This window comes from Paenibacillus sp. JJ-223 (genome assembly GCF_927798175.1).
GTDB classification, from domain to species: domain Bacteria; phylum Bacillota; class Bacilli; order Paenibacillales; family Paenibacillaceae; genus Paenibacillus; species Paenibacillus hubeiensis.
The window spans coordinates 20,175-40,885 of sequence record NZ_CAKMMP010000017.1 but is presented as its reverse complement, the minus strand read 5'-3'; the positions used below and the strand labels follow the sequence as shown (position 1 = coordinate 40,885).

20 protein-coding genes and 1 pseudogene are annotated in these 20,711 nt (G+C 52.7%); 8 read left to right on the top strand and 13 right to left on the bottom strand.

Going from position 1 to position 20,711, the window contains the following annotated elements; genetic code table 11:
* Positions 1-81: 81 nt before the first annotated feature.
* Positions 82-1,674 carry a response regulator gene (locus L6H98_RS25300; protein WP_236420459.1) on the bottom strand — a complete coding sequence of 531 codons (1,593 nt, stop codon included), beginning with the start codon at positions 1,672-1,674 and terminating at the stop codon, positions 82-84.
* Entirely contained in the window at positions 1,649-3,412 is a 1,764-nt protein-coding gene (locus L6H98_RS25295) for a histidine kinase (protein WP_236420458.1), read from the bottom strand. Before L6H98_RS25295 ends, L6H98_RS25300 begins: the two co-directional genes overlap by 26 nt.
* Before the next feature lie 225 nt (positions 3,413-3,637).
* Between L6H98_RS25295 and L6H98_RS25290 the strand changes: the two genes are divergently transcribed.
* Both L6H98_RS25290 and L6H98_RS25285 read left to right on the top strand, forming a co-directional pair.
* Positions 3,638-4,603, top strand: a complete 966-nt coding sequence (locus L6H98_RS25290) for an ABC transporter permease subunit (protein WP_236420457.1) — start codon at positions 3,638-3,640, stop codon at positions 4,601-4,603.
* 12 nt (positions 4,604-4,615) lie between these two features.
* Entirely contained in the window at positions 4,616-5,494 is an 879-nt protein-coding gene (locus tag L6H98_RS25285; RefSeq protein WP_236420456.1) for a carbohydrate ABC transporter permease, read from the top strand.
* Positions 5,495-5,565: 71 nt separating this feature from the next.
* Here the strand turns inward: L6H98_RS25285 and L6H98_RS25280 are convergent, their stop codons facing one another.
* The gene (locus L6H98_RS25280; protein ID WP_236420455.1) at positions 5,566-5,751 is read right to left on the bottom strand and encodes an aspartyl-phosphate phosphatase Spo0E family protein; all 186 of its coding nucleotides are present in this window, start codon (positions 5,749-5,751) and stop codon (positions 5,566-5,568) included.
* Between the two features lie 227 nt (positions 5,752-5,978).
* Here L6H98_RS25280 and tnpB point away from each other — a divergent pair.
* Positions 5,979-7,173, top strand: a pseudogene (tnpB, locus tag L6H98_RS25275) (IS200/IS605 family element RNA-guided endonuclease TnpB).
* 110 nt (positions 7,174-7,283) lie between these two features.
* Here tnpB and L6H98_RS25270 read toward each other — a convergent pair.
* From L6H98_RS25270 to L6H98_RS25250, 5 genes are all read right to left on the bottom strand, one after another.
* On the bottom strand, positions 7,284-8,282 hold the full coding sequence (locus tag L6H98_RS25270; RefSeq protein ID WP_236420454.1) for a hypothetical protein: 999 nt from the start codon (positions 8,280-8,282) through the stop codon (positions 7,284-7,286).
* Positions 8,283-8,293: 11 nt separating this feature from the next.
* A complete protein-coding gene (locus L6H98_RS25265) occupies positions 8,294-9,292 on the bottom strand; it encodes a BtrH N-terminal domain-containing protein (protein ID WP_236420453.1) in 999 nt (332 codons plus the stop codon).
* A 29-nt stretch (positions 9,293-9,321) separates the two neighbouring features.
* Positions 9,322-10,239 (bottom strand): WYL domain-containing protein, encoded by a 918-nt coding sequence (locus L6H98_RS25260; RefSeq protein WP_236420452.1) that lies wholly within the window; start codon positions 10,237-10,239, stop codon positions 9,322-9,324.
* Positions 10,240-10,401: 162 nt separating this feature from the next.
* A complete protein-coding gene (locus L6H98_RS25255) occupies positions 10,402-10,584 on the bottom strand; it encodes a hypothetical protein (RefSeq protein WP_236420451.1) in 183 nt (60 codons plus the stop codon).
* Between the two features lie 146 nt (positions 10,585-10,730).
* A complete protein-coding gene (locus tag L6H98_RS25250; protein ID WP_236420450.1) occupies positions 10,731-11,054 on the bottom strand; it encodes a helix-turn-helix domain-containing protein in 324 nt (107 codons plus the stop codon).
* Between the two features lie 226 nt (positions 11,055-11,280).
* On the opposite strand from L6H98_RS25250, the gene L6H98_RS25245 reads away from it, so the two are divergent.
* Positions 11,281-12,657, top strand: a complete 1,377-nt coding sequence (locus L6H98_RS25245) for an MFS transporter (RefSeq protein WP_236420449.1) — start codon at positions 11,281-11,283, stop codon at positions 12,655-12,657.
* 142 nt (positions 12,658-12,799) lie between these two features.
* On the opposite strand, the gene L6H98_RS25240 is transcribed toward L6H98_RS25245, so the two are convergent.
* The 3 genes from L6H98_RS25240 to L6H98_RS25230 all read right to left on the bottom strand — a co-directional run bounded on the left by L6H98_RS25240 (position 12,800) and on the right by L6H98_RS25230 (position 14,836).
* On the bottom strand, positions 12,800-13,249 hold the full coding sequence (locus L6H98_RS25240; RefSeq protein ID WP_236420448.1) for a nuclear transport factor 2 family protein: 450 nt from the start codon (positions 13,247-13,249) through the stop codon (positions 12,800-12,802).
* Between the two features lie 218 nt (positions 13,250-13,467).
* Complete coding sequence (locus L6H98_RS25235; protein WP_236420447.1) at positions 13,468-13,893, bottom strand: Rrf2 family transcriptional regulator; 426 nt, start codon at positions 13,891-13,893, stop codon at positions 13,468-13,470.
* Positions 13,894-13,999: 106 nt separating this feature from the next.
* Positions 14,000-14,836: an AraC family transcriptional regulator gene (locus L6H98_RS25230; protein ID WP_236420446.1), complete on the bottom strand. Its 837-nt coding sequence runs from the start codon at positions 14,834-14,836 to the stop codon at positions 14,000-14,002.
* A gap of 118 nt (positions 14,837-14,954) precedes the next feature.
* On the opposite strand from L6H98_RS25230, the gene L6H98_RS25225 reads away from it, so the two are divergent.
* Both L6H98_RS25225 and L6H98_RS25220 read left to right on the top strand, forming a co-directional pair.
* The gene (locus tag L6H98_RS25225; protein WP_236420445.1) at positions 14,955-15,959 is read left to right on the top strand and encodes a Gfo/Idh/MocA family oxidoreductase; all 1,005 of its coding nucleotides are present in this window, start codon (positions 14,955-14,957) and stop codon (positions 15,957-15,959) included.
* A gap of 16 nt (positions 15,960-15,975) precedes the next feature.
* On the top strand, positions 15,976-16,923 hold the full coding sequence (locus tag L6H98_RS25220; RefSeq protein WP_236420444.1) for an aldo/keto reductase: 948 nt from the start codon (positions 15,976-15,978) through the stop codon (positions 16,921-16,923).
* A gap of 223 nt (positions 16,924-17,146) precedes the next feature.
* Here L6H98_RS25220 and L6H98_RS25215 read toward each other — a convergent pair whose 3' ends face one another.
* Both L6H98_RS25215 and L6H98_RS25210 read right to left on the bottom strand, forming a co-directional pair.
* Positions 17,147-18,166, bottom strand: coding sequence for a Gfo/Idh/MocA family oxidoreductase (locus L6H98_RS25215; protein ID WP_236420443.1), 1,020 nt, complete (start codon positions 18,164-18,166; stop codon positions 17,147-17,149).
* Positions 18,167-18,194: 28 nt separating this feature from the next.
* Entirely contained in the window at positions 18,195-18,971 is a 777-nt protein-coding gene (locus tag L6H98_RS25210; RefSeq protein WP_236420442.1) for a sugar phosphate isomerase/epimerase, read from the bottom strand.
* Between the two features lie 143 nt (positions 18,972-19,114).
* Here L6H98_RS25210 and L6H98_RS25205 point away from each other — a divergent pair, with 143 nt between their 5' ends.
* Positions 19,115-19,918 (top strand): AraC family transcriptional regulator, encoded by an 804-nt coding sequence (locus L6H98_RS25205; RefSeq protein WP_236420441.1) that lies wholly within the window; start codon positions 19,115-19,117, stop codon positions 19,916-19,918.
* Positions 19,919-20,006: 88 nt separating this feature from the next.
* The gene (locus L6H98_RS25200; protein ID WP_236420440.1) at positions 20,007-20,705 is read left to right on the top strand and encodes a response regulator transcription factor; all 699 of its coding nucleotides are present in this window, start codon (positions 20,007-20,009) and stop codon (positions 20,703-20,705) included.
* The last annotated feature ends 6 nt before the right edge of the window (positions 20,706-20,711 follow it).

The window sequence follows — 20,711 nt, the reverse complement described above, 5'->3', positions numbered from 1 at the left end:
CTGTGTATCCCCTTACATGAAAAGGATAGTTCAGCCGGGAAAGCAAACAAATATCACAATTTCAATGTTCATATCGATTTGTTAACCGTTCCGGAAATCCTGCGGCGTCAGCCCATAGTGCTTGCGGAACACTTGAATGAAATAAGGGGTGTTGTTGTAACCCACCTCCTGGCCGACCTCATAGATCTTCATCGAGGTATGCTTCAACAGGTGTACCGCCCGGTCCATCCGGGAACGCATAATGTAATCGCTGATGCCTTCGCCGGTGGATTGTTTGTACAGTTTGGACAAATACACCGGGTGCAGATGCACCTCACCGGCAATGACCTGCAGGGACAAGTCCTCGGACAGATGGCGGTCGATCCATTGCTGCACCTGGCGAATCAATGGCGGAACGTTGTCCTGGCGATCTTCCTGCGCGCTTGTCTCCCACTGAAGCATCACTTTCTTCGTCCATGCATCGAGGCTGCGCAGCGATACGCCGTATCCGTCCTTCAGCAGCTGCTGATACTCTTCGCCGAGCACCTCGGACAACTGCCTCCCTTCCCGATGCGCCATATAGGAGAACGCGGCCGCCAAATAGTGAAAAGCGACATACACATGCTCCGGAAATACGCTGCCTGACAGCTCCGCAAAGATGCCGTCGATTTTACGCTGTGCCTCATCTACTCTTCCCGCCTCCAACAGCGTGGTGAGTGCAGGCGGTTCATAGAGCGACGACAACGATTTCAGCGCCGTTCCCCGAGGTTCGGCGGTCGCTTGAAGATGCAGGCCCTTTCCGGCATCCGCTTGTTTGCGAAGGGCGCTGACGGCCTGCAGGTACAGCTGGGGGACATGTTCGGGAAAACGCCCCATTCGGCTCGAAGACACCGAAATGCTTGCATTCAGATACTGCCTCACGCTGTGGATCAGCCGATCCCCCAGCCTGCCGAGCAGCAGCTCGGCATCGTCCCCCTCCTGCTTCGGGCTGACCATGAATACAAGGTCATCGTAAGCATCTTCGGTATGGCACAGATGATAGCTGCCGCCGAAGATTTCCTCGACCACGTTGGAGATGGCGTATTTCATCAGGCGGAACGCTTGGTGCGCCTCTTGCGCGTCATCGTAGCGAACGATAAGCACCTGCATTTTATCCTGCGGGCGAAAGCCGATCTCGAGCTGTTCCAGCTTCGCCGTCAATTCCCCATCGGCAAATCGCCGTCCCAACAATACGTCTTTCATCAGTTCCGCCCGCTTCGCCGGCAGATGCTCCCTCACCGAATACATGGCGCGCTGATGCATCATGCGTTTCTCCCCTTCAAGCCTGATCTGCACGGAAGCCTGCTGCACCGCTTCAATAAGTTCTTCGTCCCTTACGGGTTTGAGCAAATAGCTGACCGTGCCGTGCTTGAGCGCCTGTTTGGCATAGTCGAAAGAGGCGTGGCCGGACAAAATAATACACTTGACCTGCTCCCACCGCTGCCTGACATGGCCGACCAGATCAAGGCCCGACAAGCCCGGCATGCGAATATCCGTGATGATGATATGAACGCTGTGCTCGGCCATCGTCTGCAAAGCCTCCTTTACGGAATAGGCTTTGAATACCCGGCCAATGCCGTGCTCCCTCCACGGAATGGACGCAGCAATCGATTCCACCGCCGAATGTTCGTCATCCACGACCATCAAATTCATCATGGGAAAGTTCCTCCTTAAACCATCGTATTTCAACGCTAAGCCCTCCCTGCGGAATCTCCGCAAAATGAAGCCCTGATGACAACCCGTATCGCGTAACCAGGCGCTGATGAACGTTCCACGTCCCCGTGCCGATCTCTTCGCCCATCGGTTCGTGCAGTTCCCGTTCGAGCCGCTCGATCGCCTGCGGCGTCAGCGCGACGCCATCGTTGTCCACGAACAAGCTATAACGCGCATAGGTTTTGCCGTCGATCTGCTCGCGGGCAACCATGCCTGTCACCACGATATGGCCGCTGCCTTCCATCGGCTCAATGCCGTGGATGACCGCATTCTCCACGATCGGCTGAATGAGCAAGCGGGGAATGCGCTGCTGCATCAGTTCTCCGGGAACATCGATTTCATAGGAGAGCCGATTCGTGCGCATCTGCTGGATGGACAAATAATTGTTCAGCAGCTCCACTTCCCGTTCGACGGTAGTCATGTCGTTCTGGTCCTTCGTGATGTAACGGTAATAATCGCCAAGACTGAGCGCCATGGCTACGACCGCTTCGCGATTGCCGAGCTGGGTCATGTTTTTGATGTAAGACAGGCAATTGTACAGAAAATGAGGGTTGATCTGGGACTGCAGATGCTTCAGCGTCGCTTCCCGCGAACGAATGCGTTCCTCGTACACCTTCTCGATCAGCTCCTGAATTTGCTCCGCCATATGGTTGAAGCTTTGGGTCAAATAACTGAATTCGTCCCGTGAATGGTCGACCGCAATCCGGGTGGAAAGCTGTCCCTTGCGAATCTGCTGCAACCCTCTCATCAGGCGGTAGATCGGGATCTGTACCTTGCGGTAGAGCAGCAGGGCCGCCCCGATGCTAAGTACAAGCAGCAGCAGGATGGACGTCACGAACATGTTCCTGCTCTTGTCCATCGGATTCAGCAGGTCGTCCAGCACGACCGGGTTGACATATATCGCATCCAGCTGTTTGGAGCGGACGTAGCTGACGAGATATTGCTTGCCGCCCGCTTCGAGCTGCCAATTCCCGGCGTCCTGCCCCAGTGCATCCAGCGGCATACCGCGCCGAATGGCTTCCACCAGTTCCGGCTCCGCGCTGCGATTGACGAACGGGTCGCTATTCGGGACGAGCAGGAACGGATCGCCGCCCTGCGTCTCCTTGAAATCGTCCAGCATGGCCACAATGTTCATCGGGTCGAAGCTGATTTCCATGACCGTCCGCACGCCCGTTTCAGCCGGTTTGTCGCTCCATTCATAATGGTCGGTGAAAAAATACGTAAAGCTCCCTTCGTTCAGCTTCCACGCACCCGGCTCCGGATACTTGAGCATGCTTTCTTTAAACACCGTAAGATTCGCCTTTGTGGATAATACAAGCTCCGCCTGCGGCAGCACAATCGTGATGTCGTTTTTCCACTGGCTGGTGGACTGGTACAACGACAATTTGTCGAGAATGTCGAGATAAATGCTGTTTTTTTCGTATTGGCTCGTTGCATCGTTCATGTAGCGATAATGCAGTATGCTCGGATCGCGCAGCAAGGTCAAAGCGTATAACGAGAGCTGCTCTATGTTTTTGTCCACCTGTGAACTGAAATAACTGAACTGGTTCAGGCTGGACTGCTGCTTCTCCTCCACGACCATATCCACGCTCGCCTGATTCGCATAACTGTAGAGCAGCAAAATCGGTACCAGCAGGCACACCAGCAGCACGACCGTTTTGGCGAACACCGTCAATCTCATGACTCCACCCTGCTTCCGGTTAAGAATAGGAAAACACCGAAGTCCTATTTTATATTGAAACCCCTTACATATCCATATTGAATTTTGGTTAACAAATCAACATCCGTCTTGAAAAGTTGCTCTATAGCCGGCCTGTTTCCATTGCTATAATTCAGTTGCTCCACCCGTGCAGAGGCGATTCCGCCTTGATTTCTGGCACGGCTGGACGATCAAAGGAGGGACCTGATGGCTATGGAACAACCGATAACAAGCCCTGCTCCGGCAAGCCGGATAAACGGGCAACCGCGCAAGCGCACCCGCTGGAATTGGAAACGGACCTGGCCGCTGCACCTGATGCTGCTGCCTGCCGTATTGCTTACTTTGCTGTTCGCCTATGTCCCCATGGGCGGCATCGTGATCGCTTTCCAGGATTTCAAACCTTGGCTCGGCTTGACCGGATCCAAGTGGGTCGGCTGGGAAAACTTCCGTTTCATGTTCGAATATCCCGACAGCGTGCAGGTCATCTGGAACACCGTGCTGATCGCTTCGATGAAAATCGTGGCCGGACTGGTCGCTCCGGTCGTCTTCGCGATTTTGCTGAACGAAGTCCGCCATTCCGCGTTTAAACGTTTCTCGCAAACGCTCGTATACCTGCCGCACTTCCTGTCTTGGGTCGTGTTGGGCGGTATCTTGCTCGACATGCTGTCCCCCGAAGGCGGACTTGTGAACCGGGTGCTGGCGGCGGCCGGCATCGAACCGATCTTTTTTCTGGGCGACGGCGACTGGTTCCGCGTAACGGTGGTGATCAGTGATGTGTGGAAAGAGTTCGGATTCGGGACGATTGTATTCCTCGCTGCACTGGCGGGCATCAATCCCGCGCTTTACGAGGCTTCCGAGGTGGATGGGGCTTCGAGGCTCAAGCAGACGCTGCACATTACGCTGCCTGCGCTGGTTCCAATGATTATCGTAGTAGGTACACTGTCGCTGGGCAACATCCTGAATGCAGGCTTCGACCAGATTTTCAATCTGTACAACCCGCTGGTCTATGAAAAAGGGGACATTATCGATACGTTCGTGTACCGTATGGGGATTTTGAGCGGGAAGATGAGCTTTGCGACCGCCGTCGGATTATTTAAATCCTTCGTGGCGATGTTCCTGATCATTACGGCCTACCGGATGGCTTACAAAATCGCCAATTACCGCATTTTCTAAGGAGGAATCAAGGTGTACCACAAAACGACCGGCTACCGTATCTTCAACGGATTCAACTTGTTCTTCATCGCGGTGCTCTCGCTCCTGTGCGTGCTGCCGCTCATCCATATTCTGGCGGTGTCCTTCAGCGGCAAAGCGGCGGCATCCGCCAACCTGGTCACGTTCTGGCCCATCGACTTCACGGTCGATGCCTATGCCAAAACGTTCGGCAACAGCAACTTCCTGAATGCGCTCTGGATTTCGGTTCAGCGGACCGTTCTCGGCACACTGCTCAGCATGGTGCTGGTCATCCTGACCGCCTACCCGTTGTCCAAAGAAAGCCTGCATTTCAAGGGCCGCTCGCTGTACGCATGGTTTTTCATCTTCACGATGCTGTTCAGCGGCGGACTCATTCCTTCCTACATTCTGATTCAGAAGCTGGGGCTGACGAACACGCTATGGGCACTTATTCTGCCCGGAGCGGTCGCGGTATGGAATCTGATTCTCATGATGAACTTTTTTCGCAACGTGCCGAAGGAACTGGAGGAAGCCGCGTTTATCGACGGAGCCAACCATATTACTACCCTGTTTCGCGTTTACTTGCCGGTATCCATGCCGGCCATCGCTACGATCTCGCTGTTCACGATGGTGGGACAGTGGAATTCCTGGTTCGACGGACTGATCTATATGAACGATGCGTCCAAATATCCGCTCGCCACGTTGATGCAAACCATTATCGTGCAGCAGGATTTCTCCAATATGAATGTGGACGCCACCCAGCTTCAGAACATGTCACAACGGACGGTCAACGCTGCCCAGATCTTCATTGGTGCGCTGCCGATCCTGCTCGTTTATCCGTTCCTGCAGCGTTTCTTCGTGAAAGGGATCGTTCTCGGAGCGGTCAAAGAGTAAGACCTTATTCGCCTAAATCAGCCTCATGGCAAAACCAAGGCACCCCCGGAAAGTGAAGGCAGTTGCCCGGTTCACTTGCTGCGGGATGCCTTTTTTCGGTACATCATCTCGTTGTATTCATTGATTAACTCATCCAGAAGCATCGACTGGCGAATGACATCCGGATGCCATAATTCGGCATGGGCGCTGGCGATCTGATGCAGCTTCCGTCTCGCTTTTTCAATGCATTCCTGAATGGTTTCCGGATTCTTCACCATACTCCCGCCCCCTGTTGACATTCCGATATTTCATCCAAAAAAGACCATCTAATATAATATTCGGAACAAAGAGGGCCAATAATTACCCCAAAATTAAATTTATCATTGAAAGCGAGAAGACTCCCTCCACAAAAGCGTCAGCTTTAGGTGGGGGATGAATTGCCATCTTTTGCATTCAGAACCGAACATATGTGCTATAATAACTGCAAGGAACGGAGGTGTATGGCATGCTCTTCCATAAAGCATACAAGTATCGGATCTACCCCAATCGTACACAGCAGCAGCTAATCCATCAGATGTTTGGATGTTGTCGTTTTGTGTTCAACTATTTTCTGGGACAATGGAAGGATACGTTTGCCGCCACGGGTAAGGGCTTGTCGTACCATGCTTGTGCCACGCAGCTTCCAGATCTAAAGCAAGAACATCCTTGGTTGAAAAAAACGGATAGTATTGCACTACAATCGGCTGTTCGGCATGTAGCCGATAGCTTTGATCGTTTTTTCAAGAAGCAGACGCAGGCTCCGCGTTTCAAAAATCGTAAACATCCGGTGCAAAGCTACACGACCCGATATACGAATGGAAATATCGCTGTGAATGGGAGTAAGCTGAAGCTACCCAAGCTGGGGTGGCTGCGGTTTGCAAACTCTCGTCCCTGTGAAGGACGCATTCTTTCGGCGACGGTACGGCGAAATGCCGCAGGTAAGTATTTTGTTTCGCTCGTCTGTGAAGTCGAGATGGAGCCCTTACCGCATAACGATAAGTCGGTAGGGATCGATCTGGGACTTAAAACGTTTGCGGTATCCTCCGAGGGGATGCGGGATACTCATCCGAAAGCCTGGAGCCGGTATGAAAAGAAGTTGGCAAGCTGGCAGCGGAGGCTGGCCCGGCGTACGAAAGACGGATTCAATTGGCAAAAAGCCAAACGGAAGATCGCCCTGATCCACGAGAGAATGGTGAATATCCGCCATGACTTTTTGCACAAGCTGTCCACCAAGCTGATTCGTGAAAACCAAACGATCAGTACCCTAGGACTTAAAGGTGTCTAACATGCTCAAGAATCACAAGCTGGCCAAATCGATTGCCGATGCGTCCTGGAGTGAGTTTAGAAGGCAGCTCACGTATAAAGCGGAATGGTATGGGCGCACCCTCAAGATTGCGAATACGTTTGCTCCGACAAGTCAAACCTGCCATGTATGCGGAGCGCTGCACCGAGAAGTGAAAGATCTTTCGGTACGGCAATGGGTGTGTCCCTCCTGCGAGACCCTCCATGATCGGGATGTCAATGCAGCCCGAAACATTAAGGATGTTGCCATATCGATCGTCATAGCGGCCGAGAACTGTGGGGACCACAGGGATCGCTTGGTCCACTTCGAACCAAGAGGTTCGATTACCCAAGAATCCCCCACTTCAAGCAAAGGCTAAGTGGTGGGAGTGTTCAAATGGAAAATGCAAAAAAATACCGTTCAAAGCTTTGCAGCCTAAACGGTATTTCCCAACCTGTTTGCAGCAGGGCATGCTGCCCTCGCTTTTGCTTACCTGAGTCCGATATCGCCGAAACGGTTGCTGATCGTCTCTGCAAACGCCTCCCGGATTGCATCAACCGCTTTTTGTTCGGTCACCGCTGCTCTTCGGAGTAATACGCTGATCTTTCGAACGAGAGATTTATTCTTATCCTGCCAAGCCGCCGTCGAGTCTTTCATGGCCTCCTCGATTTCCGAATGAATATTGGCCAGCCGTTCATATTCCTGAATGACATAAGGCATCCGTTCCGACAGATGCTCCAGTTCGGCGGCATATCTGGCCATATCCTGCCGCGACCCGGCATAATAACGCAACGTCAGAGCAGCCTCTTCCGGTGCGTAATTCCCCGTTTCCAGCGCCTCCACCATGGCGGCATAAGCCGCGGAACCGCAGAAGTAGTCTTCCGGGGGCAGCATCGGATCATGCACCTCCCATTTGAACACGGCCTGAATGAGCGATTCCTTGCACACCTCCCACATATCCACCGTTACTCGGGATTCGAGCACCTGATAGTACCAGTACGGCGTGCCGTTCTCCCCGAATGCGTCATAAGGCAAACCGCGGTATTCATCCCCGTCGCTGTCGCAGATCCACAATGTTTGCTCCTCATCGTCGTATCCGGTTACGATCACGAAAGGATTGTGCCATAGAATCGCCCCCGTGCCGCGATCAATCGATGCCTTGATATCGAGCAGAGCCTGTGCGCGATAAAGCGGGAACGTAGGCTCGAACGTAAATCCGGCCGACTGGCTTGCCGTAATTCCGATCAAGTCTGCCGCGACGAATTGTTCTGCCATCCAGTTGTACGCCGTGGTCGATTCCACGCTCATACGCCGATCCGTGACAAGCCGAAAGGCGCTCGCCGTCATGCCGGCGATCATATGTCGTGGAAACGATGTCCACCCTCGATGGACTAAGAGTCGATGCAATGCAGCCGAGTACGTTCCCCTCGTTTGCGATTCCGGGCCATCCCGTATGACGGGAGGCAGGTCAAGCTTTCTTTTGCCCATGGTCCTTCCTCCTATCTTGCCGAATGCGTGCCCCAACGCGGTACGGTAGAACGTTTGCGGTCCGGGTGGCGCGCAGAGATCTGACGGAAAATGCATACGGCCCGTTCTTCAAGCTCTTGCGCCTGCGGAAGCAAATGCGCGAGATGGTGGGCCATCTCCCGTGGTATGCTCTTGGTCTGTTGTTCGCGAGAGAGGCAGCTCTTCATTTCGGACATCTGCTCCTCAAGCTGCTCGTAACACGCAAGCGCTTCGTCCAACCCGTTGCAAACAGGCCGTGCGTCACGCAAATAATGCTGAATTTCCATCCGGGAATGGCAGTAAGAATCTAGAATATAGGCCGCGCCCGCCTCATCGTATTCTCCGCCAAGCAATGCTTTACTCCAGACTTCGTACGCCTTCCTGCCAGAAGCAATCGTCTTATCCGGCAGCAGACGATAAGGTGTATCCCAGTCCTCAATCGCCAGCCTCAACGATTCAAGTATCTGTTGATCTTCGGCAATCTGAACCCGATCACCGAAGATTTGGCAGTACCAGAACCCCGTAGGATTCAGTCCAAAGTTATCGTACAGCACGACCTGGGACTCTTCGCTCCACCCATCCTGCACGTAGAATACGCGATCCGTATCGTCATACCCGTAAATCACTCCGAATTCGGGAATCCAATAAATGATGCCTTTCCCCTCGTCCAAGCTCTTTCTGACCCAATTCACCGCATCTTGCTGATAATGTTCAAAGGTGGAATGCCTTGTTCGCCCGGCGTCCCACACCGTAAATATGCCCAAATTATCCATGCCTGGCTTATGGGAATCGCCCCACTGGCCATATGCCGTCACAGACATCGGCAGCAGTCGTTCATGGATGGATAACTTGAATGCCATGCCTGTATAACCAGATAATGCATACTTTGGCCCACGGAACAATTCCGCATGGGTCAATACGGCATGCAAACTGTCCGTGTAGGATTTGGATTCCCGCTTCATGCTCAGGCCTTGTAATATAACATCTGCCAATGCGAGCTCCCCTCACTTTCACTACGGATTCAACTTCCGTTCGTCCTGTCCAATCTGGCCGCCATACGTGCAATATGGTTCTGAAGCCGCTGCCTGAGCCATTTTGGGGCAAGCAGTTCTTCCCATTCGCTTGTGAACAGATGCTCTTCGAATGTATCGGCATCATAAAATTCAATGGTATGAACCCGATCCTTTCGTTCCCGAATACGGTATCCCATCCACATATCCGCGTCGCAGATTTCGGGCAGAAGGATTTCAGCCAGGAACGGTTTGCGGACGGGCAGCGGCCTTTCCCAGATGGACTGATTCGCTGCTGCATCGCAGACAAATCGTTCATCAGATAATCGGATGCGGCGCACCCCTTCCAGTCGCAGCAGCATGTTTTGAAGTGGATCCGTTTCGTAACCCGCCACATAGTCCGCATTAAACCTTGAAATAAATCCAAGCGGGCAAAACGGAAATTGGCGCTCTCCCTCATGATCCTGGTAGTGCATGTGCACTACGCGGGATTCTTTGATCGCATGTGATAACAGCTCCCTATATTGCAACTGCCTTGGAGCGGCCGAAAATGAAGGGAACACCTCCTGGATGCACTCACTTTCCGAATCCTCTTCGGTAAAACGCTCCAACAAATGGGCTACGCGCTTCACCGCATCAGAGCGATCATAATCGTAGTGGCGGTATCGATGCGCCAAATATTTCAGGACACGCTGTTCTTCTTCCGTCATATATAACTGGGGTAACCGATAAGTTTGATCCTCGTAACAGTACCCCCGGTATTTCGCCATGTAGACCAAGGGGGCACGGAGGGTGGCTGCCATATATTCAATGTCGCGTTGAGCCTGACGCCTGGAAATTTCGAATTCCCGGGCAAGCAGGCTGCTGTTTGGATAACGGCCGCTCCGAATCTGTTCGTCGAACCAGTGAATTCGGTGCATGTTGCTCATGGTTCTTCCCTCCCTGGTCATTGATGTGTTCTATTATAGTCTTCAGACGGTAAGGAAAACAGCGTGCTTTGCTGCCTTTCCCAGCGCTGCAGAAACCATGCAATGACCTTGGTTGTACGCATAGATGGTTTCTTTCCCCCTACTCCCTGCATCCGGTCATCGTTAAGCCTGATCGACTCTGGACTGCGCGGCCTTTGAGCATTTTTTGCAGACTTTCAGGCTCGTGCCATCCGTCTTCGTCTGCGTGTACAACAGTTTGATGCGCGTGCTTCCGCACACGGGACATGTTCCCCTTCCCCTGGAAGGCAGGTTCCACAATACGCGTCCTCTTTTCGTTTTTGCCAATGCTGGTGCCCCTTTTCTAAATTGGTTTGTCGTTCACCGTTATTATAAAGGGCATGGTACGACATAGAATGTCGCAGCAGTCGGCGTGAAAACACTGGCTGACGCATAAAAAAGTGCCCCTTCTTCGGCTGAAGAAAGGACATCGTTCAAGATTGCTTATCCACCGACTCGGCCGCCGCCCGCAGCAAAGGCTGCAGCAGCCCGGGAAAACGCGCCTCCAAATCCTCGGATCGCAGTGTAATGAAATGCTGCGTCCCTTGAACGCGCACCCGAATGACTCCGGCTTCACGCAGTGTCCGCATATGGTGCGACAGCGTCGATTTCACAACAGGCGCCTGGAAATAGCTGCATGGCTGTTCCCCGATGCGTGACGCTTCAACGACGATGCCAAGCCTCACGGGATCGCTCAGTGCGTGCAGGACCGTGGACAATTCAATATCTTCAGCCTGCGGATGATGTAAAATTTTCATGCAAAGGTCTCCTTTTTTACATGAGATCCATTGTATTTTAGCACAATTCCATGATATATTTCTAATGTTCGATATCAATCGAACTTAAATCGATGAAGCTTTCCCTGATTGCCAGAAACGGTTTCATTGCGATTGCACGTTTTTGCAAACATTACATCCCGTTTCTGAAACGTTCATTATTTTGCATTATTTAATATTCAACTATTTATGGATCAGGAGGTTACTTATGAGCAATACCGCAAATGCAACATCGGCAGGAAGGCCCGTCGGGATTCAGGAAGGGTTAATCGTAGGGCTGCTGGGCTTCACGGTTGTGCTCGTCGTGATGAACACGATGATGTTCAATCTGGCCTTGCCCCGGATTTCGATTGATTTCCGTCTGTCGTCCGTCGCCTCATCCTGGATCGTTACCGGGTATTCCATCGTGTTTGCCATTTCGTCCATTACGTTTTCGCGCCTGTCCGACTTCGTGCCAATCCGCACGCTCTTTACGATCGGCCTGACCCTGCTTGGCGGTGCATCGATCCTTGGCTTTTTCAGCGATCATTTCGTTGTCCTGCTCTGCGCACGGCTGATTCAGGCTGCGGGCGCCGCATCCGTTCCCGGGCTGCCCATCGTATTGATTACGCGTTACATCCCCAGCGACCGCCGCGGCAAATCGATGGCCGTCATCATGTCAGCCAGTTCACTTGGCCTTGGGCTTGGCCCCGTCATCGGAGGCAGCATCACCGAGTTCCTCGGTTGGCATGACCTGTTCATCGTTACTGGCTTGACCCTTGTTTTGATTCCGGTATTTTTCCGGCTGTTGCCGGGCGAAATGCCGCAAAAAGGTTCTTTTGACGTATGGGGCGCCTTGCTGCTGGCGATCGGAACGACAGGCATTCTGTTGTTCCTCACCACCCGCAGCTGGATCACGATCGTGATCGGTGCTGCTTCGCTGGTCCTGTTCTGGATCCGCATTCGCCGGGCAGCAGACCCGTTCGTGCAGCCAACGCTGTTCAAAAACAAAAAATACATGATGCTCAGCTCGCTCGGCATCGTGTCCTACATCAACAACTTTGCGACGTTATTCCTGCTGCCGCAGGTTCTGGCACATCTGTATGAATTGACGCCTGCCCAATCGGGCCTGGTTATTTTCCCGGGTGCCCTGGTGTCCATGCTGATGTCCAACCGGATCGGACGTATGATCGATCGCCACGGCAACACGCTGCTGCTCAAATTCGCGCCATGGCTGCTGCTGGCCGCCGCCGGACTCTTTGCCCTTTTCGCCGGCAGCAGTCTCTACGCGATCATGGCCGTTTACGTGCTGCTTAGTGTCGGCTTCTCCGCCTTGACCACGAGCGTGTCCAACGAGCTGTCGAACAGCCTCACGCAAGATGAGGTCGGAGCAGGCATGGGTCTGTTCCAATTGAGCCAGTTCTTCAGCGGAGCCTTCAGCGTCGCTGTGACCGGCGTGGCACTGACGGCCATGCAGCAGCTTTCGTTGTCCTCCGCGTACGCCTGGATTTTCTGGGGCATGACAATCATCGCTTTGGGCGCCGTTGTCTTCTCATGGGCTTATCTGCAGATGCAGAACCGCAAAACAGCAGCATCCAAAGCTTAAACTCAATGAACTGTACATTGCCGTCGCACAGTCCCGGCATTGCCCGGATGCAAAGTTGGGAAACGCGCCGCCTTTTCCCTAACCCGAACACCCCAAGCGTGTTGCCCGCTTGGGGTGTTTTTTTGCTTTGTCTTATTCAATCCTATTCGACCAGATCGAAACGAAGGCGTTTCAAGCTGGTGTACTTGATGACCCATTGTCCGTCGATGTTCACGTATGTTTCATGATAATGTCCGTATCCGTGAAACGATTTGTTCTCGTTTCCTTCAGGGAACGTCACCAGATCCTCCATAGGCGAGATGACTTTTGCCTCCGTGTCGGAGATGAATTCCACTTCCGCGCCGTGCACGTGATGCACGGTAACAGCCGGATCAACCAGATCCTTAAATACCTGCACGATCGTTTCGCGACCCGTCAACAACGGGATCGGATTGCCTTCCGTGCTGAAATCGGCCACGGCGTCCGGAGCGAACACTTCACCCAGTGCATCCCACTGCTTGGTATCAATCAGTCGGCAATAACGCGCCTTGGTGTTGCGTATATTTTCCAGTGCAAGCAGTTGTTCCAGTCCCGTGATGGTTGATTGGCTCATGTGTTGTCCCTCCAGCGATGTAAGATATTTGTTGGAATATGTATTTAAAATTGCCCTTCCTTATTGTACCACCCTGCTTGTCATGGATACAATGTCGTATTCTCTTTTCTCCCTGTCAATCTGAGAAGCGTTGTCCACATTTCGTAAAGCACAAAAAATCCTTTCCTACAGAGGACGAAAAGGATTTTTCATTATGACATATGCCGATTGTATTGGATTCAATGCATTGTCCCTTGGGAGCCCGCTTTCCAGTCTTTCATCTGAGAGGCGATTTCGGACATTTTGCGATTGCCCAAATAACTTTCCATCTGCTCTTCGGCGCGAACCATCACCTGCTGAATCAGACAATTCTCGTTATGGTCCTGAGAGCATTCGAACAGGGATGCCTGTCCTTCGATCGCTTGGATAATGTCGAGAAAGGACGGGTCCGGGTTCCTCCGGCTGAGGCGATACCCCCCGTTGGCCCCCGAGGTCGACTCGATCATGCCTGCTTTGACCAGCTTGGTCAAAATTTTGGACAAGTAGGTTGGCGATACCTTTTGCAGCTCTGCAAGCTGATGGACGCTGATCAATTCCTCCGGCTCCGTCGCCACGAGATGGAGGATCGTATGCAGGGCATAGTTCGTTGCTTTGGAATATTTCATGAGACCACCTCATTGTTACGGACTTTATGCATCCATAATAGTCCTGATCAAACATGCTGTCAAACGCCCCTGTTCCCTATCCTGGCTCCATAACCCGAAATAAAGACTAATTATGGTACAATCCCCGGTACTCCGTCGGTGTCATGCCTTCATGTGCCATGAATTGGCGATTGAAATAACTCGCATTCGGATAACCGGCCTCCTCGGCAATCTGTCCGATATTGGCGGTAGGTCGTTCCAACAACCACTGTTTCGCCATTTGCAGACGGGACCGCGTGATGAATTCCATCGGCGTCATTTCAACGGCGCTTTTGAACAGCTTGCAGAAATAATACGTGCTCACGCCCGCCAGATCGGCCCAATCCTGCAGAAGGAACGGCTGGCAAGCCTCCTGCTGCATTCTTGGCAGCAGTGCAAGAATACGGCCTTCCGGATTGCCCGTACGCATGCTTTTAAGCGGTACCGCATGCTGGATGAATTCAGCCAGCACGGCATACGTCAACGTGGACAGCTGCGCCGGGCGCAGCATCCGGTTCTCCTCCGCCTCCGCGAGCAATGCCAAGTGTGCTTCCTCCCATGAATCCCGCTGCCGCAAGGTCCACAATCGGTTGCGATGCAAGCCCCTCTCGATCATGTAATCATGAAGCCGGTCGCCGTAGAAATGCAGCCAGCGCACATCCCAAGGATCGTCCTCGCTGCTGTAGTAATGCTGGCGCTGCTGCGGAAAATAGAGCACTGCCTGGCCTGCCCTGAGCTCATGGACAACGCCGTCTTCCTCCACGTATCCTTTGCCGCTGGCCACATAGTGAATATTGAAGTTGCCCAGCGCTCCTATCTCGCGCAAAACGCTGTGCTGAGGGTGTTCCGTGTAATGTCCCACCGACTCGGGATAACAGAAATACGGAATATCCTGCAGCGTCAGCAACACGGTTTGTCTCATCATGACGTTATCCCCCTAACCAACAATATCGTGTTAACAAATCTCAATATATTATCATTTTCATTCAATCATCTATTTCATATAATCACAATATACATTTATCCAAAGGAGGATACCCACGATGAATTCCAATCGCAAATTACGCTGGGGCATTCTTGGCGCCGCCAATATCGCCGTAGGCTCCGTCATTCCCGGCCTGCAGCAATCCGAATTGAATGAAGTCGCCGCCATTGCCAGCCGGGACGAAGAGAAAGCCAAGGAAACTGCCGATCGCCTCGGAATTCCGCAAGCCTATGGCAGCTACGAAGCGCTGCTGGCGGATGATTCCATCGATGCCGTATATATCCCGCTTCCCAACCATCTGCACCGGGAGTGGACGATTCGCGCCGCAGAAGCGGGCAAACATATTTTGTGCGAGAAACCATTGGCACTAAACGAACAGGAAGCAAGCGAAATGGTTCAAGCTTGCGAACAAGCCGGCGTACATTTGGCCGAAGCCTTCATGTATCGCCACCATCCGCGATACGATCAAATTCGCAGCATCATCGAAAGCGGCGAGATCGGTACGATCCGCGGCATTCACAGCACCTTTTCGTTCAACAATTCCGGTTCGTCCGGCAACGTTCGTTTCCGCAAAGAATGGGGTGGCGGCGCGTTGTATGACATCGGCTGTTATTCCATCAGCGCGGCACGGCTATTGCTGGGAAAAGAACCCACCGCGGTAACGGTCGTCGGCCTGTTCTCCCCGGAACATGATCACGTCGATATGATGGCTTCCGGTCTGATGGAATTTGGCGACAATGTCGGCGTAACGTTCGACAGCAGCATGTGGGCCGCCTTCCGCAATACGCTTGAAGTGCTCGGTTCGGACGGGATCATTGAAGTACCATCCGCTTATATCAGCCGTCTGGACAACACCTCCAATTTTTACGTCACGAAAGACGGTGAACGCACGGAAATCGAGGTGCCGAAGGTCAACCATTATTCCCTGCAAGGGGACGACATGGCAAGGGCCGTGCTGCAAGGCAAGCGGCTGCGTTTTGCGCCGTCGGATGCCGTAGCCAACATGAGAGTGCTCGATGCCTGTCTTCGCTCGGCAGAGCAGCGTCAACGAATCACACTTTAAGGAGGACTGAACGCTCATGGAATACATTAACATTGCAGGTACGGATAAACGCATCTCCAGGTTGATCAAAGGTTCCGATTATTTTGTTCACGATGCCTACGAAAAGGCTTCTGCCAACATGGATGCCTTTCTCGCGATCGGCGGAAATACCGTGGATACGGCTCATATCTACTGCGGCGGACAGAGCGAGGAAGTACTGGGCCGCTACATGCAGGATAAGGGAAACCGCGACCAAATTGTTATCCTCACCAAAGGAGCCCATCACGACAGCCAAGGCCCTCGCGTAAATGCCGAGGCGATCCGCAGCGATCTGCTGACAAGCCTGGAGAGGCTCCAGACGGATCACGTCGAGTTGTATGCCCTGCACAGAGACGACCCAAACATGCCGGTCGGCGTCATTCTGGAAGCGCTTAACGAGCATGTGGAAAGCGGAAAAATCGGTGCCATCGGCGCTTCCAACTGGACGTGGCAGCGGCTTGAGGAAGCGAATGAATATGCCGCCTCCCATGGATTGAAGGGCTTCACCTTCAGCAGTCCCAACCTGAGCCTCGCCAAAGCCAATGAACCATTCTGGGCCGGCTGCGTATCGGCAGACGCCGAAACGCTGGCGTGGCATGAGCGGACGCAGCTTCCGCTGCTCTCCTGGTCTTCGCAAGCACGGGGATTCTTTACAGGCCGCTTCACGCCCGAAGTCCGCGACAATGCCGACCTCGTGCGCGTATTCTACAGCGACGGGAACTGGGAAAGGCTGCGCCGTGCCGGAGAATTGGCCGAGACAAAGCATACGACGGCGATTCAGATTGCGCTGGCTTATGTATTGAACCAGTCCTTCCCGACCTGTGCGCTGATCGGTGCGCAGAATCGCGAAGAGCTGCTGTCCTGCGATGAAGGCTCCCGCTTGACCCTGTCAGCGGATGAAATCGCCTGGCTTGATCTTGCGAGCGATGTCAAACCTGGCGTTTAATCCGGTTCTGGAAGGGCGAAGCAATCCATATCGACCGTATCAACCGCCATATTACCACGGTCTACCATGCTTTCAAGCAGGTGGGCCTTCTTCCTTTTCAGCCGTTTACCCACATCCCTGTATAAGCGTCTTTAGTGAGAAAGAACATAAAGAGGGCACCAGCCAGAGAAACGCTGGAGGTACCCTCAAGAGAACATATATAAGCGATCTGGATAATTCCGTCTTACAGCTTAACGATTTGGCCTGTTTTCTCGGATTCGAATGCGGCCAGAATGACCTTCAGCGAAGCCAGTCCTTCTTCTCCGGAGATCGAAGGCGGTGTTTGCGTAACGATCGATTCCACGAAAGCGTCGATGACGCCGCTCGGTACTTGCTTCTCGTTCGTCGCCATGGCACCGACTTTGTACGTTTCTACCGTACCGTTCGTCAATTCAACGATAACTTCGTCGCCGTCCACCGTACCGATCTTCATCACGCCGTTCTCGCACCACAGCACGGTGCTGTTGTCGCCGGCTCTGTATTGAGTCCAGCTGGCTACCAGCGTGCCGATGGCACCGCTCTTCATACGTACGATGCATGTAGCGTTGTCGTCGACTTTGGTATCCTTTTTGTCCAACGTGCTGATGAATCCAGCCACTTCAGCGACTTCATCACCCAGCAAATAACGGATGAAATCCGATTTGTGCACGCCCAGGTCGCCCATGGCGCCCATAATGGCTTCTTCTTGACGGAAGAACCAGCTGCCTGCACCGTCCACGCTCCATGCTTCCGGTCCGGGGTGACCAAACGACGTACGGAAGTTCAGCACTCTGCCCAGCTTGCCGGAATCCAAAATTTCTTTGGCTTTCACGTGAGGAGGCATGAGGCGCTGGTTGTGTCCAACCATCAGGTACACGTTGTTTTTCTTTGCTGCCGCGATCATTTGCTCCGCCTCTTCGGCTGTGCTGGCCATCGGCTTTTCAACCAATACGTGTTTGCCGGCGTTCGCGGCGGCAATCGTCATCGGGGCGTGCAGGTAGTTCGGCGTGCATACGCTCACTGCATCCACGTTTTCTTTGGCAAGCAATTCTTCGTAACTGGAATAGGCCGTTCCACCATACGTTTTGGCCATTTCTTCCGCACGCTCCACGATCGGATCGGCAAAAGCGACAAGCTCCACGTTTTCGTTGGCAGCATACTCCGGAATGTGTCTGCGTTGGGCGATCGCGCCGCAACCAAATACGGCAACCTTGATTTTGCTCATATGTTTGAAGTCTCCTTTTGGCAATGGATTAGAATTGGTTCAAATAGTTTTGCTTCAGCCAGTTGTAGCTGTTGGTCACGCTTTCAAGAGGTGGATTCTGACATACGTCCTGTTCCACGATCAGCCACTCCACGCCTGCATTCGTAGACGCTTCGATAACTCCCTTCAGGTCGACAACGCCTTGTCCAAGCTCGAGCGTTTTCATCTGGCCTTGTTCGTCTTTGCTGAAATCCTTCAGGTGAAGCAGCGGCAGACGGCCCGCATATTTCTGAATATACTCGATCGGATTTTGTCCCGCAAACTGTACCCAGCATACGTCCATTTCCACTTGTACGGCCTCTGGCGCAGTCTCGGCGAACATCGCGTCGAATGCGTTTTCGCTGCCGACCTGGCCGTGGAATTCGAAGTCATGGTTATGATATCCGAAGATCAGTCCCTGTTTGGCTGCTTCCGCACCATATTGCTGCAGTTCGGCAAACAGTTTGCTCCAGCCTTCCGCCGTCTCCGGGCGATCTTCAGGCATCAAGTAAGGGCAGATCATATATTTTGCGCCAATCGTTTTGAGGTAGTCGATTTCTTTTTGCAAATTTTCGCGCATGGCATGCAGCGATACGTGGCTGCTGAACCCTTTCAAGCCGAGCTCATCGAGAAGCGCTTTCATTTCCTCTGCCGGAATGTCTCCGTAACCGGCGAATTCAACGCCTTCATAGCCCAATTCGGCTACTTTGCGCAGGGTTCCAGGGAAATCTGCCGCCGTCTCGTTGCGGAGCGTAAACAATTGCAAACCGATGTTAAGTTTTTTCATGAACTGTACACCTCTGCTATTCAATTTGTTGGGATTGCTCTATCTGGTACCATCCTACCTCAAAACAGGCTAGAATGAACATATACAATATCGTCAAACCATGAACTATCTGGTCATTTTTTAAAGCGAAAGGTTGGATTATTTTGGAGACGGCCGTATTGATCTGCGATTACTCCTATCATTATAAAGCGTTTAACCATAATATGAGGGGCGGCTTGCAGTCCTACCTGTTCCGTTTGCAAACAGAAGGTTCTTGCAAGGTATACGCCCGGAATGAGGAGTTCGTATTGTCGGGAGGGGATCTCCTGCTGCTCAAACCCGGGGACGACTATCATTTGGTCGTGGAAGATCCTCACAAAGAAGGGCGGTTGTCGAGCGGCGATTATTATCTGTTCTGCGAAGGCGCCTGGATCGACGAATGGTGGAAAAGGCTCAAACGCCCGCCGGTCAACCGAATCGGTTTGGATGACAAACTGATTGGCCTGTGGCGCAACATGCTGCTGGAGAAACGCCGCGGCCCATTGGAGGAGGATGCAGAGTTGAAAGATGCCCTGCTCCGGGGATTGTGCCTGTACATTGACCGGGCGATCAAGGAGAACCTGCAAACCGATCGTAAAATTTCCGCCACGCTCAAGCTGAAGCGGTACATCGAAGAGCATGCCACCATTACGTTCAAGCTCGAAGAGGCCGCCCGTTACGCGGGGCTAAGCTTGTCGCGCGCCGTGCGGCTGTTCAAGGAGCAATACGGCAAAACGATGATCCAGTATGCGATCGAAATCCGGCTGAACGCCGCGCTGGAACGCATCAAATACAGCGAAATGACGCTGGAGCACATCGCCGAAACATGCGGCTTCGCGAGTTACTCCTATTTTCACCGGGTATTTCGTGCACACTTCGGCATCTCCCCGGCGGAATACAGAGAAACGGAACAGGCCTCCCTTCCTTAACAACAAACGGGCAAACAATTTCTCTATGACTCTCTTCGCATTCCCATGTATAGTAATATTAGATTTTCCATGAATTGGAGCGAAAACCATGCATGATGCACGAAAAGTGTTAATGATCGAAGACGAGCAGGATATCGCCCGCATTGTAAGGGACTATCTGAACAAAAACCGATATGAGACCGCCATCGCAGGCACGGCGGAAGAAGGGCTGCAGATGATGGAGCTGCTTCAGCCGGATTATATCATTTTGGATATCATGCTTCCCGACCGGGATGGCATCGAGGTATGCCGTGAAATCCGGCGCAGGAACAATATCCCCATTTTGATGCTCAGCGCGCGTGGTAGCGATACGGACAAAGTGCTCTGCCTTGGATTTGGCGCGGATGATTATATGACCAAACCGTTCTCGCTAAGCGAGCTGCTGGCCCGGATCAATGCCCATTTCCGCCGCTATGACCGCCTAATAGCCGAACGAGCTGAAGGGCATGTGCTTCGGTTCGGCGACTTAACGATCGACAAAAAAGCGTACCGGGTCACGCGGAACGGCTTGGAGATTCCTCTTTCCGCGAAGGAATTCGAAGTGCTTCATGTTTTGGCAAGCCATAAAAACCAGGTCTTTTCCAAAGCCCAAATTCTCGATGCCGTTTGGGGATATGCCTCCTATGGCGACGAGAATACAGTTACGGTGTACATCCGAAGATTAAGGGAAAAAATCGAAACAGACCCCTCTCACCCCCAACTGCTGAAAACCGTCTGGGGTGTAGGCTATAAATTCAACGTGGATTAAACCCCG